Source organism: Neobacillus novalis NBRC 102450 (genome assembly GCF_001591805.1).
GTDB classification, from domain to species: domain Bacteria; phylum Bacillota; class Bacilli; order Bacillales; family Cytobacillaceae; genus Neobacillus; species Neobacillus novalis.
In genome coordinates this window covers 246,132-264,450 of record NZ_BCVP01000015.1, presented here as the reverse complement: position 1 = coordinate 264,450, position 18,319 = coordinate 246,132, and the positions used below count along the sequence as shown (strand labels likewise).

15 protein-coding genes are annotated in these 18,319 nt (G+C 39.4%); all 15 read right to left on the bottom strand.

The window, feature by feature from the left end:
* Window positions 1–2: 2 nt before the first annotated feature.
* The 15 genes from BANVL01_RS13360 to allW all read right to left on the bottom strand — a co-directional run bounded on the left by BANVL01_RS13360 (window position 3) and on the right by allW (window position 18,276).
* Window positions 3–707 carry a response regulator transcription factor gene (locus BANVL01_RS13360; protein WP_066091224.1) on the bottom strand — a complete coding sequence of 235 codons (705 nt, stop codon included), beginning with the start codon at window positions 705–707 and terminating at the stop codon, window positions 3–5.
* A complete protein-coding gene (locus BANVL01_RS13355; protein WP_066091226.1) occupies window positions 697–1,839 on the bottom strand; it encodes a sensor histidine kinase in 1,143 nt (380 codons plus the stop codon). Before BANVL01_RS13355 ends, BANVL01_RS13360 begins: the two co-directional genes overlap by 11 nt.
* A 99-nt stretch (window positions 1,840–1,938) precedes the next feature.
* Window positions 1,939–2,901 carry a carbamate kinase gene (arcC, locus tag BANVL01_RS13350; RefSeq protein WP_066091227.1) on the bottom strand — a complete coding sequence of 321 codons (963 nt, stop codon included), beginning with the start codon at window positions 2,899–2,901 and terminating at the stop codon, window positions 1,939–1,941.
* Window positions 2,902–2,931: 30 nt separating this feature from the next.
* Complete coding sequence (locus tag BANVL01_RS13345) at window positions 2,932–3,831, bottom strand: oxamate carbamoyltransferase subunit AllH family protein (RefSeq protein ID WP_066091229.1); 900 nt, start codon at window positions 3,829–3,831, stop codon at window positions 2,932–2,934.
* Window positions 3,832–5,112: a YlbE family protein gene (locus BANVL01_RS13340; protein WP_066091231.1), complete on the bottom strand. Its 1,281-nt coding sequence runs from the start codon at window positions 5,110–5,112 to the stop codon at window positions 3,832–3,834.
* A 53-nt stretch (window positions 5,113–5,165) separates the two neighbouring features.
* Window positions 5,166–6,914, bottom strand: a complete 1,749-nt coding sequence (gene fdrA, locus BANVL01_RS13335; RefSeq protein WP_066091233.1) for an acyl-CoA synthetase FdrA — start codon at window positions 6,912–6,914, stop codon at window positions 5,166–5,168.
* Window positions 6,915–7,149: 235 nt separating this feature from the next.
* Window positions 7,150–8,199, bottom strand: a complete 1,050-nt coding sequence (gene allD, locus BANVL01_RS13330) for an ureidoglycolate dehydrogenase (RefSeq protein ID WP_066091234.1) — start codon at window positions 8,197–8,199, stop codon at window positions 7,150–7,152.
* A gap of 186 nt (window positions 8,200–8,385) precedes the next feature.
* Window positions 8,386–9,435 (bottom strand): ureidoglycolate dehydrogenase, encoded by a 1,050-nt coding sequence (allD, locus tag BANVL01_RS13325; RefSeq protein WP_066091236.1) that lies wholly within the window; start codon window positions 9,433–9,435, stop codon window positions 8,386–8,388.
* A gap of 37 nt (window positions 9,436–9,472) precedes the next feature.
* On the bottom strand, window positions 9,473–10,237 hold the full coding sequence (gene allE / locus BANVL01_RS13320; RefSeq protein WP_024029526.1) for a (S)-ureidoglycine aminohydrolase: 765 nt from the start codon (window positions 10,235–10,237) through the stop codon (window positions 9,473–9,475).
* A 34-nt stretch (window positions 10,238–10,271) separates the two neighbouring features.
* Window positions 10,272–11,498 (bottom strand): allantoate deiminase, encoded by a 1,227-nt coding sequence (gene allC / locus BANVL01_RS13315; RefSeq protein ID WP_066091238.1) that lies wholly within the window; start codon window positions 11,496–11,498, stop codon window positions 10,272–10,274.
* Between the two features lie 179 nt (window positions 11,499–11,677).
* Window positions 11,678–12,061: a RidA family protein gene (locus tag BANVL01_RS13310; protein ID WP_066091241.1), complete on the bottom strand. Its 384-nt coding sequence runs from the start codon at window positions 12,059–12,061 to the stop codon at window positions 11,678–11,680.
* Between the two features lie 62 nt (window positions 12,062–12,123).
* On the bottom strand, window positions 12,124–13,803 hold the full coding sequence (locus BANVL01_RS13305; protein ID WP_066096884.1) for a PucR family transcriptional regulator: 1,680 nt from the start codon (window positions 13,801–13,803) through the stop codon (window positions 12,124–12,126).
* A gap of 82 nt (window positions 13,804–13,885) precedes the next feature.
* Window positions 13,886–15,229 carry an allantoinase gene (locus tag BANVL01_RS13300; RefSeq protein WP_066091242.1) on the bottom strand — a complete coding sequence of 448 codons (1,344 nt, stop codon included), beginning with the start codon at window positions 15,227–15,229 and terminating at the stop codon, window positions 13,886–13,888.
* A gap of 136 nt (window positions 15,230–15,365) precedes the next feature.
* A complete protein-coding gene (allB, locus tag BANVL01_RS13295) occupies window positions 15,366–16,724 on the bottom strand; it encodes an allantoinase AllB (RefSeq protein WP_066091244.1) in 1,359 nt (452 codons plus the stop codon).
* Between the two features lie 82 nt (window positions 16,725–16,806).
* A complete protein-coding gene (gene allW, locus BANVL01_RS13290; RefSeq protein ID WP_066091246.1) occupies window positions 16,807–18,276 on the bottom strand; it encodes an allantoin permease in 1,470 nt (489 codons plus the stop codon).
* Window positions 18,277–18,319 lie beyond the last annotated feature (43 nt).

Sequence of the window (18,319 nt, the reverse complement as noted above, 5' to 3'; positions counted from 1 at the left end):
GTTTACCTTTCCGTTGTTAAAAGGGAGTATCCAATACCAGGATAGGTACGAATAATTTTAGATATATCCTTGCAGCCAGCATCCTTCAGCTTTTTCCGAATTCTTGCTATCGCTACACGCAGGTACTCCACTTCATCTCGGTACTCAGCTCCCCAAACTGACACGAGAATTTGTTCATGACTGACAATTTTGTCGGCATGAATGGTAAGATGCTCTAAAATCAAATATTCCGTATTGGTAAAGCGCATTTCTTTTTCATCCACAAACACACGTTTTTGTGCAAGATTTATATGAATCCTGCCAATAGTAATCTTCTTATCCTCATGAACTGTCTGCTCCAAATGGGAGGACCTACGTAAAACGGCTTTCACTCTGGCAAATAATTCTTCAAGCGAAAATGGCTTAGTTAAATAATCATCGGCCCCAAGTTCAAAGCCTTCCACCAAATCGTTAGAATTACTGCGTGCTGTTAAGATAATGACCGGAACGTTTGAAAATTTCCGCAGTCTTTCAAGAACCGTGAACCCATCCATGTTCGGCATCATAACATCAAGCAGTACTAAATCAAGTTCATGCAGATCAAAATGATCAAGAAACTGTTCACCATCTGAAAACGTTGCTACTTTATATCCAAGAGAAAGTAAATTCGCCTTTATGAATCGGACAATTTTTGGTTCGTCATCTACGATTGCAATTTTATGATTCATAAATACCTCCTAGGTCTTCCTCGTTAATCGGGAGCTTCATCGTAAAAATACTTCCCTTTCCGGGTTCACTTTCGACTAGTATATCACCATTATGCTCTTTCATTAATCCAAGGCAAATCGATAGACCGAGGCCCGTTCCTCCCGTTTTCCGCTGCGGTGAATTGTCGACCCTATAGAAACGATCAAAGATTTTTTTGCAAAGTTCCTTTGAAATCCCAATTCCGTTATCCTTAACATGAATAAATACATCATGAGGCCCGGCCTCCACAGTTAATAAAACCTGTTTCTCAGGTAAGTCATTGTGCACAAGTCCGTTCATAATTAAATTTAGCAGTACTTGTTGAAGACGCTTTTTATCACCATAAAGCAATGGAATCTGTGAACTATTACTTTGGTCATACCGAACCTTATTACCTATTTCGCGGGGCAGCTGATCTAAGGTATTGGAAATCAACTGTGAAATAGGAAAATAACCCTTATTTAAAGACATGGTTCCCATTTCGATTTTCTTGATATCGAACCAGACAGAAATTAAATCCTGCAGATGCAAAATATCTTCATGGATTCCCTGTAAAAGCTCCACTTTGAAGTCTTCTTCCCAGTCCGCATCCTGCCTCATTAGTGTTTCCACGCTGCCGCGGATGCTCGTAATCGGTGTCTTAAATTCATGGCTGGCAATCGTAATTAAATTGCTCTTTAGCTGGTCAATCTCTTCCTCTTTCGTAATGTCACGAAGCAAATAGCCATTACCAATAAAGCCTGTTTCAGAATACACACTAAATTTGTTCAACATAATATATTTTAGCTGATTCTCAAACTCAAGCGTCAGTTTTAATGTTATATCCTCTGATTGTAATAACTCATCCACTTTATTATTTTTCGAAACACTTACCTTTTGGATGAAAGCAATTAAATCTACTTCTGTTCTAAGGCTATCTGACCCAATTCCGCGAAAAAGATGACTAGTAACAAATTCATTTTGGTAAACAATATTTTTATTGTTATCAACTAGGATAATTCCTTCAGACATACTTTTTAATACAGCATTCAGCCGCGCATGCTGGTCCTTATCTTCCTCAAAATTGAATTTTCCTTTATTCATCATTGCAAATTGTACTTCTGACTCCTTCATTAAATGGTTTCACCCCATTCTTAAAAAGTTCACTCTCCGACGACCATTATTATTAAAAACCCCTATATGCTTTTTACATACAGGGGCTAAAATAGTAGTTTAGTTATTTGTTACTGCTGTTTCACTTTGCATTACGATACGTGTTCCAGTTTTTCCTTGAAGAGCATCCTGAAGTTTATCAATCGATGTAATGATAACGTTCTTTCCGCCTTTTTGCAGGAATAAAACAGCTGCCTCAATTTTCGGCCCCATACTTCCCTTTGGAAAATGACCTTCATCCATATAGCGTAGTGCATCATCAGCTGTCATTTCTAATAAATTTTGTTGCTGTGGTGTGCCAAAATGAATGGCAACTTGTTCCACACCTGTTAAGATAAATAAATAGTCTGCATTGATTTCAGCAGCAAGCAGTGCACTTGCAAAGTCTTTATCGATAACAGCTTCCGTACCTTTAAGCATACCGTTATTTTCGATAACAGGAATTCCGCCGCCACCAGCAGTAATAACGGTAATGTCCTTCTCAAGCAGCGCTTCAATTGCTTCTTTTTCAACAATTTTGATTGGCTTTGGAGAAGCCACGACACGCCTGTATCCTCTACCGCTGTCTTCGATAAAAGTTAGCTTTTCAGTTTTAAGTATTTCTTCCATTTCTTCCTTAGAATAAAATGGTCCAATTGGTTTAGTAGGAGTTTCAAAAGCGGGATCATCTTTAGAAACAATTGCTTGTGTAACAACGGTTGCAACTGTTTTATTAATATTACGCTCAACCATTTTATTTCTAAATGCCTGCTGGATTAAATAACCCAAGTTACCTTGAGTTTCCGCATCACACACATCTAAAGGATATGCTGGAACGACAGATTCAGCCATTTTAGTTTTAATTAACGTATTGCCAACTTGCGGGCCATTGCCATGAGTGATAACAACAGTGTGTCCCTGTTCGATTAAGCCGAGTACAGGTTCACAGCTTTCATTAATATTTGTTTGCTGTTCTTCAATGGAACCCTTTTGTCCTTCTTTAATAATTGCATTGCCGCCGATAGCTAGGACAATTTTACTCATGTAGCATCTCTCCAATGTTGTAATATAATTTTATTGTTCATTTGGGTTTTTAAAGGCCAGCATCCCGATAAGAATACCGAATAATGTATCCAATCCCGAACTGTGGCCGACTTCAAGCAAGTTCTGAAAGGCCTTATTGAAGGTAGAATCATCACCACTGGCAAGTAAATTCACCAACTCGGTAACGGTTGAGCCAAATTCATGCCGAATCGCATACCGTAAGTATTCCCTGCTCACATCCGTTGTAATTGGTTCACTCTCCAGAAGCTCTGAAAGCTGTTGGTAAAAAAGTGAAGAAATAAAATGGGAAGTGGCATCAAAAGCTAGTATCCCGACAATCATGTCGTCACCTGATGGGGTCAGGCCTTTTCCCCTGCCAAGGAAAAACCTAAGAGTTTTCTCAATTAGATAATGGTCACTCGACATTACCACTTCAATCAGCATAACCAAATAGGATTCAGGTGCGAACCACTTCTTTTCGCCGACATCATTAAACCTTTGTAAAAATTGATTGATATTGATATCCAACCCCGTTAATTCTTCCATTGTGCTAAACTGCGAGCGAAGTTTTTCAAAACTGATTTCGAAGACGCGGTTGTTTTTTAAAGAGGTTAACTCATTTTTAAAACGGTGACCCTTTTCTAGGCTGATTGAAAGGCTTGAAAATTCCAAAGAATTCGTTCTCGGATTCCAGAAAACGGTTTCTCCGTTATTCACGACTGAAACGGCCCTTAAAGTGTCTTCTTCTAGAAGATGAATCCCAAATGGAAGCAGCCCGTTTTTTTTATTGCCAATAAAAACGAGAGAGTCATCCATTTTAATATTAAAGCCATTTTTAAAAATACTATGAACCTTACCATTTCCCTGTTTAGAAAGAAGGAGAGGAATTAGATCACTATATTCCTCTCCAAAAAGAGTACTCTTGTTCATTTATTCTGCTGCTGGTTCAATTAAACCAAGTTTAACTGCATAAGCATCAATAGCTTTTTCGAAGCAGGCTAATGGAGCACGAACAGTACCTGCACCGATTTGGCCAACTCCTGCTTCTTTATGAGCAATACCAGTGTTGATTACTGGTTCAATTCCAGTTTCAACAACTTTTCTTGCATCGATTCCTAGGCAAGAACCTTTGAAATCCCAAGTTGGAATGGAGAAGTTTGAGTTATGATCGATACAAATTTCCATCATTTCATTACTTGTTTTAACTGCATCGTCCATACCGCCAGCACCTACGAAACGTGTAACACCAGGAGCAGCGATCATTGCAAAACCACCTACACCGAATGTTTCAGTGATTGCACTGTCACCCATGTCAGGGCAAGCCATGTCTTGATCATATCCTGTAAAGAATAGACCTTGTGGTGTATTAACAGGTGCTGTAAACCATTGATCACCCATACCAGCAATACGGATACCAAATTCGTAACCGTTACGGCACATTGCTGTTACAACTGTACCATGTTGAATCGTTCTAGCTGTGTCCATTACTGCTTTCGTCGTTGCCATCGCAATGTTCAAGAAGAATTGGTCTGTATCAGCTAAGAATTTTATAACATCTTGCTTATCTTTATCAGTTGCATCTGTTTGGATAATGTATGGAGCAATATCTTTTAGGAAAATAAGTGATCCAGCAATATTACGTTGGTGGAACTCATCTCCCATTGTAATTGCTTTTGCCATCGCAACGTTCACGTTTAAGCCGTCGCCTTTTACTTTAAGTGCTTTAGAAATTACAGGACCTAGTACATCTCTAAACCATCCAAGGCGGTTTATTACTTCCTGAGAATAGGCACCGAAACGAAGAACTGCACCAATTCCTTCATTCATTGTGCAATATGCGCGATTTTCGCCGCTACGATTTTCTACAACAAGAACAGGCATGCTTCCAGATGTGATTCCACCCATTGGGCCGACCGCATCAACATGGTGACATGGAATGAATTCTATTTCGCCATTCTTAAGCATTGCAAATGCTTCGTCAGCGTTTGCTGCCCAACCTTCAAAAAGGGTCGCTCCTACACAAGATCCTTGCATCGGGCTAGTCATGTTTTCCCATTTGATAGGTGGTCCTGCATGAAGTAATACTTTTCCATTTAATTCTTTAATCACAGATTTAGCTGGAACAACATCCACTAAAAATGGTGAGCTGGATACAACCTGATCGATTACCGCTCTATTTGCTTCATCAATTGTTTTATATTGTCCGTACATTATGCTTTCCTCCTGAAAATTCAATGTTAGTGCAAATTCGTTTAGCCTTTGGTTTAGCGAAGGACGCTTAAGACTTTGCGCATTCTTTCATTACCACCGGCTACTGGACGCCAGTCGAATTGAACAGCTCTGCCGCCGTTAGCTGTAATAGATTCTGTGAATTTCTTTAGACCTACGTTAATCACGCTTGGCTTTTCGTTCAGGAATTTTTCAATTGCTGAAGAAACGGTAATTTCAGTTTTTGCAGCCTCACCTTTTGCAGGAACAACTTCTTTATCTGCTTCTTCAACCTTGATATCAAGCATCGCTAAAGCTGTACGAATTGCTTGGTTATTACTGTCTCTTAGGATAATCCCAGCTTTTTCAAGCTTTGCTTTTTGTTCTTGAATGTTTTGCGGATCTTGATCTGTTCCACATACAGTCGCAACAAAGTAAATATTTCTGCCGTTTTCCTGTGCCGCTTTTTGGATTTTTTCGATACCAGGTAGTAACGCGCCTGCCATATCTTCATGTGAACCGTAACCAAGAACAACATCGAATAGGATAATCGCTGTTTGCTCATCCTGCGCTGCTTTTTGGAAGAATTCAATTCTTGTATTAGGGTCAATCATTGGGTGTGGTTTACCTTGTGTATAAATATCATCACCTAGGTCAGCTACTTCAAAGCCATTTGCCTTTAATAGATAACCATCCTCATGATGTTCGCTTTTTCCAAGTCCAAGACCTCTGCTGATTAATGTAGCCGCTTCATATCCAAGGGTACCACCAGAATAAAGACCTTTGATTGTTTTTTGTTCAGGCTTTAAGTCTACTGCCGGTACTTCAAGGTTGTACTGATAGTAGTTTGCTTTCACCGCATTTCCTTTTGCAAGGTCTACAGAGATTGCAGCTGTTTCTTCAAGGGTGTTCGCATAGTACATATTTCCTTCATGTGCATGCGGCTCCTCGCCAAGGAAAATAGCAACAACTGGTTTTGAAACGCTTTGAAGTAATTGAACAACTTCATCGCGTACTTCTTTTGCAGGCGGCTTAGAAATAAGTGTGATGACTTCTGTTTTGTTATGGTTTGCTAACCCTTTGATTGCATCTAACATCGTAATCGCACCAATTTTATCAGAAAGGTCACGTCCACCTGTTCCAATCGCATGTGTAACACCGCCGCCAAGACGGTCGATTTGAACTGAAACTTCCTGAATACCAGTTCCGGAAGCCCCAACAATACCAATATTCCCTTGCTTTACAACGTTTGCAAATGCAAGCGGTACACCGGAGACAATTTCAGTACCACAGTCTGGACCCATAACAAGTAGGCCTTTTTCATGCGCCTTTTCTTTAATACGGCGCTCATCTTCGATTGACACGTTATCACTAAAGATTAAGACATGCATGTCATTGTCAAGTGCTTTCTCAGCTTCTTCAGCCGCATATTGACCTGGAGTAGAAATAAGTGCAATATTTGCATTTGGTAAAGCTTTAAGTGCCTTATCCCATGTACGTACTGTTTCGAATTCTTCCTTACTTCCTGCAATTGCTTGATTGTTTAAATATTGATCAACCTCATCAAGAACTTCTTGAATTTTGTCTTCTGAGTCTGTATCAACAACGATACACATATCATTAGCAGCAGCTTTTTCAAGCTCTTCAGTGTGGAGACCTGCAGTTTTGAAGATATCTTTATTGGCCGGAGTTCCCATCATGATTTGTACCTTGTTAATTCCGTCCATAGTGGAAATTTTATTGGTGAGAAGCATCAGGTTAACTGAATCCTGGTAGGAATTCTCTTTGATAATCGTATAAAGCATTAATGAATGCACCTCTTTAATTTATTTTTCGCTTTCATAATAAGCGGTAATTTAAATCATTTGTTCCTCTGTAATGGTAAGTTTTTTCCCCTTGCAATGTAATAAAAAACAATACCTATACATTAAAAATTCGTAAAAACAATTTTTGTTATATTCTTATGAATTTTCACTCTTTTGCGGATTTAAAAGAGCGACTAAAAATGGAAGCCGCCCTTTTAATAGAGATTATTTATGATTATTTTGCAAAAGGGCTTTTATTATCATAAGCATTGTTGTGAACAACGTCTGACGTTAAATATTCATAAATATGATCGACGATTTCAATACCGTCTACTTCTGATTTATTTTCTCTATCTGCACTTCTTTGTCCAGGATAGTAAACTTTATCAAATCCTGTAGCTGGCTTAATATCATTCAGATCTTTCATTGTTTGAGCAACACTTTCTTTAAAGGCATTAATTCCTGCAAAACGCTCTGGATCAATGACAATATGCAGCTGACCAAGATTTCTACCTTCAGTTAAATCATGATACATCGAACTTACCTTATTTCCGAATGGCACGCCTAACAGGATTCCGGATAATACGTCAACCATCATCATTAGCCCGTATCCTTTTGGACCAGCGATTGGTAACAACGCATTGACTTTAAATGGATCTGTTGTATTTTCGCCATTGCTGTCTACAGCCCAGCCTTCAGCAATTGGTTTGTTTTTGGATCTGGCATCAAGAATTTTCCCCCATGCCTGAACGGTTGTTGCCATATCGATAATAATATGTTTTCCATTCTTTCCAGGAGCCGCAAATGCAATAGGGTTCGTACCATAATAAGGCTCAGCTCCACCAAATGGTACTGCCATTGGGTCAGATTGACAAAGGGAAATCGCAACCAAGTCTTTATCAGCAGCTTGTTGTACAAAGTATGATAGGGCACCACTATGTCCCAAGCGTCTCATACCTACAATAGCAACTCCATTTTCCTTAGCCATTTTAATCGCTTCGTCCATCCCTAATTTGGCCACAACTTGACCGGCTCCATTATCACCGTCGAAAATCGCTGTGCATGGGCCTGTTTTCGTAAACTCAAAATTAGGATTATGAGTTGTACCACCCTTTGCAATTCTTTCAGCGTAATATTCTACCCGCATTGCCCCATGGGAGTGATATCCTCGTGCATCAGCATGAACAAGTACATCCGCTACAATACCAGCATGATCCACTGTTAAACCTGCTTTATGAAGCTTTGTGACAATTAAATCCTTTAATTGCTCTTTTGTTACCCTCATCCCTAAACACCTCTTTAGTAGGTTTTCGACATTGAGAATTGTCTAGCTCCAGCGCCCTAGCGGCTAGTGTCCTTCGCTCTCCGCCCTACGATAAGTCAACATCGGGCAGCGAAGCTCTCCGTGTTTCCTTTATCTCAGTTGGAGCGCTCCAGGCCATACGCCGCTGACCAGTGCGCATGCGCTTTTCTATTCAGCAAATGGGTTTTTGTGATCATATTGATTGTTATGGATGGTATCAGAGATTAAATATTCATAAATATCATCAACGATTTCAATCCCTTTTTCCTTGTATTCTGCTATGACTACATCATTATTTTGCCCAGGATAAAGGACTTTTGAAAAGCCTGTTGCAGGTTTAATCTGATTTAGATCTTCCATCGTATTAGAAATATTTTGCTTGAAATCCATTAGACCCGTAAAGAATGCTGGGTTAATCACAATATGAAGTTGACCCAATTTACGATATTCGGATAAATTCTCATACATGGAAGAAACCTTGTTTCCAAAAGGAAGTCCTAGAAGAATTCCAGATAATACATCAACCATCATGCCCAGGCCATAACCCTTAGGTCCGGATATTGGCAATAGCGCACTTACTTTAAGGGGATCTGTGGTTGGTTCTCCCTTTTCATCCACTGCCCATGTATCGGGAATAGACTCATTTTTTGATCTTGCATGAAGGATTTTCCCCCATGCTTGAACCGTAGTCGCCATATCTAATGTAATCTTTCTTCCATCACTACTTGGCGCAGCAAAGGCAATTGGGTTGGTACCATAATAAGGCTCTGCCCCGCCAAATGGGACCACCATCGGATCGGATTGGCAAACAGAAAATCCAATTAAATCTGCTTCTGCTGCTTGATGGGTAAAATAAGAGATTGCACCGCTATGGGACATATCTCTCACCCCAACGATTGCTACTCCATTTTCTTTTGCCATATTGATGGCTTCAGCCATTGCCAGTTTCGCAGCGGCATGTCCATTGCCGCCATCAGCATGAAAGACTGCCGTACAAGGGCCTGTTTTTTCAAACTTAAAGTCAGGATTTGTATTTATTCCGCCCTTTGCAATTCTTTCTGCATAGTACTCCACACGCATTGCCCCGTGTGAATGAATACCTCGTTCATCAGCAAATACAAGAACATCTGCTGCTATTTCAGCATGTTCCTCTTTAAGACCCGCCTTTTGAAGCTTCGTTTTGATTAGATCTGTTAATTTTTCTTTTGTAACTCTCATTTAGGCACCTACTTTTTAGTAAAAAACTTGTTGTAAATTATAATGATGCGTCTCTGTTGCAATCTTTAGAGTAAACGTATGCTAATGGCTCTCTGCCAACTGCATAAGCTGCTTGATGAACATAAGGCCCCATAAAGATGTAATCACCTTTTTTAACTGGAATCCATTCGTTATCAAGATTGTACATACCTTCACCAGACAGTAAATACGCTCCATGTTCTTGAACGTGAGTTTCGATAAACGGATGGCTTGCTGCAGGGTCAAACGATAAAATATGGAAATTCATATCGAAATCAAGATCTGCTGGCAATAGGTCTTTAATATGAACATTGTGCATGTCATCATAATCTCTGAATTCGATTTGATTTGCATGTCCGGAAACAACCCATGGCTTGCGTCCTTCAAGCGGTTTATATTTTTGCTTATAAAGGAATAGACGTGAGTCACCAGCTTCAAGGTTTTCTAAATACATTTTTACTCCAGGCGGGCAATATAAATAGCCGCTGCCTTCAAGAACATGCTCCTCTTCGCCTGCTGTTGCTTTCACTTTTCCCTCAAGTACATAGACAAATGATTCTACATCTTCTTGACCGCAGAAACCTTCGCTATTCTTTCCGCCTTCGTGCATGGTAATGATGTAGTCAACAAAGCTTGCACCAAGCTTTGGTGAACCTAGAATGGACATTGAGCAATTCTCAAATCCTGGGACAACATTATTTACCAAACCTTCAGGTGCGATTAAAGCGTATAATCCGTGTTTAATAATTGATCTGCTTGAAAGTAAATCTTTTGGATAACCCATAGTTTCTATCTCCTCTATAATGTTTTTTTAGATATTATTTGTATCCTAATTCATATAGGGCACCTATAAGACCCTTTACGCCTTCTGCTAAATCTGAAGGCTCTGTATATTCGGCCGGGTTATGGCTGATTCCTTTGTGACTAGGCACAAATAGCATGGCCGTAGGTACGAATGGGGCAAAAATTTGCGAGTCATGCCCTGCACCACTGTGCATTACCTTATAATTCAAACTGTTTTCTTTACATTGATTCTCAATCAATTCCACTACTGTTGTATCCATTGGAACTGGGTCAGCATCCATCCACATATCGGTGGTTGTTTCAACACCATGCTCTTTTGAAATTTCATTTATTCGTTCCGTTAACTGATTGGTAAACGATATGAGTGCCTCTTTATCCGTGTGGCGGACATCAATAGTGAAAATCGCTTTTCCTGGCACCACATTCACGATATTCGGCTGTGCTTCAATCTTACCAACTGTAGTAACAAGGGGGTCTCCCACTTCTCTGGCCATTGTAATCATTTCAAAAACCATTTGGCTTGCAGCGTAGAGTGCGTCTTTTCGATATCCCATTGGCGTTGTACCAGCATGGTTTGCTTCACCGTTTACTTCAACAGTAAATCGTCTTTGGCCGACGATATTGTTGACAACAGCTACTGGTATTTTTTCCGTTTCTAAGACACTGCCTTGTTCAACATGAAGCTCAACAAATGCTTTTAAATCATTGCGCGGTGCTTTTGATTCATCCCTGAAATTAAAGCCTGATTCTTTCATTGCTTCAACAAATGGGATACCATCAAAATCTTTAATGTTCTCAACATCTTCGCGCCGAGCCGTGCCTACGATGTTTTTAGAGCCCCAAAAAGCATAAGGGAATCGGCTGCCCTCTTCTTCTGCCATGGAAACTACCTCAATGTTACGTAGTGGCTGTCCGTATTTTTGCTTTAAATATTTTAATGCCAATATTCCAGCAACTACACCATACGCGCCATCATATAGGCCACCATTTTTTACGGTATCAACGTGTGAACCAGTAAGAACTGTCTCATTCGTATTTTTTCCTTTTAACGTCCCAAATAAATTGCCAATTTCATCAAAGCCGGCTTCAAGGCCTTCTTCTTCAATCCAGCCATTTAATGCGTGCTGTGCTTGGGTCCACTCTTTTGAATATAGAAGACGTGAAACTCCGCCAGCCGGATCCTTTCCAAATTCACCCAGCCACTCAAGTCTATCAACTACTTCTTTTTGTAAATCATCCATTGCATCTACCCCCAAAAAACATATTTACAGAGATATAAATTTCTTTTTCTTTCCTCTCTTAGTGTAAGCATTTTCAGTCAAAATATCATTATGACTAGTGGATAAAGATGATTTGATTTTTTGTCCAAAACGGATAAATAAAAAAGAGCAAGCCGCTGCTCACTCCTTTTTAACTACATTTAGTTGGATCTCTTAGCAATTAATTCAATTTCTACCTCTGCACCAAGCGGCAGCGCTAAAACAGCGACGCAAGTTCTAGCAGGATACGGATCCGCAAAGAATGTTTTATAAACCTCATTCATCGCTGTGAAATTCTTCATGTCTGTCAGATACACATTTACTTTTACTACATCATCAGGGGTAAGGTTTCCTGCTTCTAACACCTCGAATAAATTAGTAAAACATTGCTTGGTCTGTGCACCAATATCGCCCGTCATTTTTTCGGCTCCGACTGTGTTCATTGCTGTTTGACCCGATAAAAAAATAAATTCACCTGCGTCAACCGCATGTGAATACGGTCCGGAAGCGACGGTATTTTTTGCAGTGTAAGCTTTTCTAGTCATATAGATTCCCCCATTCTATCTCATAAGGTTAATGTACAAGTATAAAGAAATTAGAAATAAAATCAATTCAAATGTGTTTTATTTTCTCGTTCAAGAAGATCTACTATCTTCAAACCAACTCGAACGGATAACATTTCCTCTGGGTCTTCAAAATTCATCCCGGTAATCTCTTTTATCCTTTCTAACCGATAAACAGCCGTTTTATGGTGTATAAATAAAACTTGGGACGCTTTCGTAGCATTTTGATTACACTCTAAAAAGGTTTTTAATGTTTCCAGCAAATCATTCTTATTTGCTTGCGAGTAATGAAGTAGTTTTTGAAGTGAAGACGGAATAAAAGGTTTTAAAAGGGTCGGATCATCAAATTGGCAAAGGAGTCTAAATATCCCTAGTTCGGAAAATGCCGTAATGGCTTCTTTTCCTTTCAAAATCTCCCCCAGTTCCAAAGCATCCTGGGATTTTTGATAACTTATTGGAATTTCATCTATACTATGAGCGAGGCTTCCTATCCCTACCTGTACCACGAAATCTCCTATTTGATTTTTCATTAAATCTTGGATGCCTTTTGCTGTTTCTTTAATACTCGACATCCACTTCAATTCACTTTCATTTTTCCCCTCTATTTTCCATAACACAATAACCAGGCTGCTTTTGTTCCCAATAATCCCATTTGGCAAATATCGGTGAATAATTTCATATACTATTGGCTCATGCTGGTTGGTTAATCCCCGTTTATTTTTTAACCTTGATGAAAGTGTTTCATTATTTTTGATGATCTTGAACAAAACAACTGCAAAGGATCCTTCTAAATTCCAACCCACTAAATTCGCATTTTGGTAAAGCAATGTCTTGGATTGGTATTTCCCCTCAATTATTTCGCTGATTAAATCATTTTTAAATTTCTTATCCACCTCTGCTACCGCGAATTGTTTTACTAATTCAAGTGATAAAGCTGTCGCTGCATTTTCAACAGCGATAAAGTCAAGTTCTTCTAGAGGTTTATTCGTTTCTCCGATTAACAGATATGTTTTAATGTGGTTAATCGTTTCAATTGGAACGACAATTTGATATCCCTTTTGGCCTGCCAGCTCTGGATATTTGACAATTTGCCGAAAATGCGGGAATTTTATTTCTTCTGTTTGATTGTAATAAGGGATTTTTTCAACAATCTCAAACATCGCCAGAGAGGGTAGCGTAGATGAAATACAATGGAAATTCCGGTCAAATAGGGCAACTGGATTTCCAATTAACAACTCTAACGTAGCGATTATTTTATCAGGCCCCTCATCCGCTAACGATAATGCAGTAAAACGGTCATGAATTTCCTTGTAATACTGGAGTTTCTTTACTTGATTATTCATGATTTCGCCCATAACCGGATACATAACATCAACATAAGGAATTTCTTTTGGAAGCTGGATAATCGGCAGCTTGAATTTTTCCCCGGCACTTACAATCGACTCCGGAATTTCTGTCACAAAGCGGTGATTTTTAATAACCAGTGCACTTACCCCTTTTTCCGCCAGACGAGAAATAAACTGCTGTTGCTCCTCTTTATCAAAAGAACGTATAGGATAGAGACTTGTTAAAATTAATTCCCCGCCCTTCAACCAGTCAGTAATGTCGGGGGCTTCCATAATCGTGGCGCCTTTAATTACTTTGTTTAAATAGTTGTGCCCGCTTAGTACTACAGCATCTTTAAGAGACACAATTTGGAGCAAATCTTTTACTCTGAATTCCATAAGCTGCTCCAACCTTTCTCCATCAATAAATAGGTGAAAAGGGCTAAGAGAAAAACTCTAAGCCCTTTTATCATTGTAATCATTAAGAAATAATTAACTCTTTTGTGATACGCCCGTTTTCAAAAACAACTTCCCCATTGACAATCGTTGTTTTGACATTTCCTTTAAAGGTCATACCTACATATGGTGAATGTTGATGACGATAGAATAAATCTTCATTTTTAAGTTCAAAGCTTTCATTCAAGTTGACAAGAGTTAAATCTGCATCGAAGTCAACAGCAATTGTTCCTTTATTTGTAAGACCAAATAATTTTGCTGGGTTTGCAGCTGTTAAGGCAGCGATTTTTTCTAATGGAAGATTCCGTTTAAAATACCCTTCAGTCAACAAAATATTTAAGGTAGATTGAGCACCGGAAATGCCGCCCCAGCCTTCGAAGAAGTTTCCTTCAATTTCTTTCATAGAGGCAGGTGCTGGTGAATGGTCAGACCCAATCACATCAATTTCGCCGTTCGCTACAGCAACCCATAAATCTTCAAGTTCATCTTCATCACGTAACGGAGGGCAGCATTTTGCTATTCCGCCTTTTTCTTCTAAATCCTTAACGGTTAAAGAAAGGTAGTGCGGGCAAGTTTCGACTGTAATATCGACACCCCGACGTTTTGCCTCTTCAATTACTTCGACAACCTTCCGGCTGCTGGCATGGACAATGTGTAATTTACATCCTGTTGCTTCCGCATAAGAGATAATTCTTCTAACTGCCTCTATCTCAGAGATGATTGGTCTTGATTCCACAAAATCACGCGCAGATGTTTTTCCTTCGCTTTGTTTTTTTTGTGCAAGCTGATCACAAATGACTGTGCTTTCAGCATGAACTGCTAAAAGAGAACCAAGTGATGCAATCTCCGTCATCCCTTTAAAAATAGTTTCGTCGTCAACATTGTTAAAATCAGCAATTCCGCTAGGAGACATGAACGCTTTAAAACCGATTACTCCATTTTCATGAAGTTCTTTTAAGTTTTCAATGTTTTCCGGAACAAGTCCGCCCCAGAAGCGCGGATTAACAATCGATTTTTGCTCAGAAAGTGTACGTTTTAATTCAAGATTTTCTTTATTAATGGTTGGCGGTGTACTGTTTAACGGCATATCAAAGAATGTTGTTACTCCACCTGCAGCTAGACTTCTGCTGCCTGTTTCTAGTCCTTCCCATTCTGTTCTTCCCGGCTCGTTAAAGTGAACATGTGAATCAATTAAGCCTGGGAATACATGTAGACCTTCCGCATTAATTTCTTTTTCAGCCTTTGCCTCGATCGCCTTGTTGACTGACACTTCTGCAATTTTCCCCGCCTGAACTGCAATATCCCCTTTAACAACCGAATCAGCAGTTACAATATTACCGTTTCTAATAATTAAATCGTAATTATTCATGGCAGTTACTCTCCCTTTTAATTTAAAAATGCAAAATGTTTTTATTATCCCATTGTAATTATTCAGAAAATATGATAATTTTAGAATCAATATGATTGTCCTATAACAACATCTGTTACACTAATACAGTTTGCCGTTATTTTTGTGCAGACATTAGTTTTCCAATCGGATTCCCAACAATACCTTTTTCCAAGTCGAACACAACATTTCCACGAACGATTGTTTTCGTTACCCGGCAGTCAATTTTTCTGCCTTCATAGGCACTGTGTTTATTTTTGTAGTAAAGGTCTTCACGTTTGACCACATATGATTGGTTAGGATCTACCAAAATAATATCTGCATCTTTTGAAACTGCAATTTCGCCTTTATTAGGCAGGTTAAAACGTTTAGCAGGGTTGGAAGCAATTAAATCAACAAACTTTTCCACAGCTAAGCCACGTTGTTTTACAGCCAAATCAAACATTAAATCGACATTATTTTGGACGCCGCTAATTCCGCCCCATGCTTCCCAAAGATTTCCTTGTTTTAAATCCTCGGTACATGGCGAATGGTCGGAAGTTAGCCAATCGATATTGCCGCTCAGAAGCTCGTCCCATAATTTTGCTTGATCTTCCGCTTTTCTAATAGGTGGCTGACATTTTGCTCTTGGTCCAATCTCATCAACCTGTTCAGCAGTCATGGCAAAATAGTGCGGGCATGATTCAACAGTTACATCGACACCTTCAGCACGCGCTTTTAAGATGGTCTGAATTGCCTCCGAGGTACTAATATGTACAAGATGCAACTTACAGCCAGTGTCTTTAGCAAAAAGAATCGCACGACTGACAGCTTCCACTTCTGTAACGATCGGGCGTGATTCTGCATATTCTACACCCGAATTTTTGCCTTCTCTAGCAAATTCTTTTGAAAGCCCAGAGGTAACCGATGCGTTTTCGGCATGGATACATAGTATCTGATCAAATTCGGCTAATTTTTGCATACCTTTATACAAGGTGTAATCATCCACATTGGTGAAATCTCCTGGAATATCGCTTGTGATATCAGATAAGAAGCATTTGAAAGCAAGAACACCTGCATCAGCCAATTCTTGCAGTTTATCTAGATTTTCCGGTACAAGCCCGCCATAGAAAGCATAATCTACATAGTTTTGATGAACAGCAGCTTCAAGTTTAAGGTCCAGGGCCTCTTTATTAATTGTGGCCGGCAGCGCATTAAGCGGCATTTCTACATAGCTTGTTGTACCGCCTGCCGCCATTGCTTTTGAGCCTGTTTCAAAGCCTTCCCATTCAGTACGGCCTGGTTCGCTGATGTGAACATGTGTATCAACCATTCCCGGCATAACATATTGCCCGTTTGCATCAATAATTTCTTTCGCATCTTCAGTAATTGAATCGGCAATGCATGAAATTTTTTCGTCTTTAACCCCAATATCGGCTTTACGAACACCATCATGGAATACCACGTTTCCACCTTTAATAATTAAATCGTATTTCATAATATTTCCTCCCTGAAAAGATTGAATTTATATTTAAACAATAACTAGTCTTACCAGTCACCGCTTTAAAACACTTGAGAATTCAGGAAATCTCTTTCAGCCCGTCTTCTGAATGGCCTGTTATATTTATTGTAGACATCCCTTTTTTGACAAATAAAATATAAAGAATAAAAGCTGTGATTGTACCTGTGAAAAACGACATATCATAAAGAGGTTTAAAGACTGGGACGAATTGTCCAATTAAACTTATAACCCCTGCAATTGCGGTCGTGACTAATGCTGGTATATTAAAGCCGTTTCGGTATTTATACATGCCATTTGCGCTGTACAAATCCTTCATATTAATTTCCTTTTTCGCAATAACGAAATAGTGAGCAAGCATGATTCCTAGTACCGGGCTAAGTAAACCGCCCATAACCCCTAAGAAAGTAAATATACTCGTTGGGTTTTCCATCAGCTTCCATGGCATAATGAGTATTCCTGCCACGGCAGCAATAAATGCCCCTGTTTTAAAGGTCAGTTTTTTCGGGAAAAGGGTCGCTAATTGGTAACCCGCAGGGATAATATTTCCCGTAATATTAACAGATAGTGTTGTTAAACAAATGGTAATGACGGAGACAGCAATTGCAAATTTACTATCAAATTTATCCACGACATCAAGTACATTCCAAATCGGTGTTCCAAACGCAATTTCAGAACCCACAATAACAGCGATACTGGCAAAAGCAAATAATAAATACGTTAGAATGACTCCTGCAATTTGTCCAATCGTTTGATCCTTTTGGCTCCTTGCCTCTCGTGTAAAGTCTGAAACGCTTACAGCAAGGGAAGCCCATGTTGCCAAGAGAGCACTTACACATGCTATAAAAACAAGAACGCTATTTCCCTCAATCCCTTTAGCAGTATAATGAAGGATTGGAGTGATACCACCGGCTAACTTAACAGCCCAGATTGCCATTCCACCAAATACGATATAGATGATTGGAGAAAGAATGTTTGTAAATTTTCCAAGGACACCCATTCCTCCATAAACAAACAAAATATTTATACTCCAAAATAGAAGGAAAGAAATTAATCCTGGTAAATGCAATCCAAAAAAGTTCCAACCGCCACCTAGATTTAAGAAAGCTGGCCAAAATTCACCAATCAAGATGGTAACTGCAAGACTTCCTGCATAAGTTTGGAACCCAAACCACATAATAGCAGCTATAACACCTCTAATGATTCCGGGTACCATTGCACCCCTTTGACCAAATGAGGTTCTTAAAAGCATTGAGGTCGGTACACCAAATTTTGCACCCGCATGACCGCCTAACACAAGGATCACTCCAAGAATCACCGCCGCTATCATGATTGTCCAAAAAACTTGACCAATTGATAAACCGAGTGCAAAAAAGCCACCGATTGTCAAATAGGATGGAACGTTATGGACAGCCCCCATCCAAAGGGAAAAATAATTTCCAACTTTCCATTTTCTATCTTCCTGCCCCGTCGGCATTAAATCTTTGCTGAAACTTACCTCCTGGTTCGATGCAGGATTATTTTGTCCCAATATTATTCCCTCCAAAAAAAAGATATACGTTTACTGTCTTCCT

Coding starts and splice junctions, on each gene's coding strand:
- BANVL01_RS13360 (WP_066091224.1), bottom strand. CDS start 707: ATGAATCATAAAATTGCAATCGTAGATGACGAACCAAAAATTGTCCGA.
- BANVL01_RS13355 (WP_066091226.1), bottom strand. CDS start 1,839: ATGAAGGAGTCAGAAGTACAATTTGCAATGATGAATAAAGGAAAATTC.
- arcC (WP_066091227.1), bottom strand. CDS start 2,901: ATGAGTAAAATTGTCCTAGCTATCGGCGGCAATGCAATTATTAAAGAA.
- BANVL01_RS13345 (WP_066091229.1), bottom strand. CDS start 3,831: ATGAACAAGAGTACTCTTTTTGGAGAGGAATATAGTGATCTAATTCCT.
- BANVL01_RS13340 (WP_066091231.1), bottom strand. CDS start 5,112: ATGTACGGACAATATAAAACAATTGATGAAGCAAATAGAGCGGTAATC.
- fdrA (WP_066091233.1), bottom strand. CDS start 6,914: ATGCTTTATACGATTATCAAAGAGAATTCCTACCAGGATTCAGTTAAC.
- allD (WP_066091234.1), bottom strand. CDS start 8,199: ATGAGGGTAACAAAAGAGCAATTAAAGGATTTAATTGTCACAAAGCTT.
- allD (WP_066091236.1), bottom strand. CDS start 9,435: ATGAGAGTTACAAAAGAAAAATTAACAGATCTAATCAAAACGAAGCTT.
- allE (WP_024029526.1), bottom strand. CDS start 10,237: ATGGGTTATCCAAAAGATTTACTTTCAAGCAGATCAATTATTAAACAC.
- allC (WP_066091238.1), bottom strand. CDS start 11,498: ATGGATGATTTACAAAAAGAAGTAGTTGATAGACTTGAGTGGCTGGGT.
- BANVL01_RS13310 (WP_066091241.1), bottom strand. CDS start 12,061: ATGACTAGAAAAGCTTACACTGCAAAAAATACCGTCGCTTCCGGACCG.
- BANVL01_RS13305 (WP_066096884.1), bottom strand. CDS start 13,803: ATGGAATTCAGAGTAAAAGATTTGCTCCAAATTGTGTCTCTTAAAGAT.
- BANVL01_RS13300 (WP_066091242.1), bottom strand. CDS start 15,229: ATGAATAATTACGATTTAATTATTAGAAACGGTAATATTGTAACTGCT.
- allB (WP_066091244.1), bottom strand. CDS start 16,724: ATGAAATACGATTTAATTATTAAAGGTGGAAACGTGGTATTCCATGAT.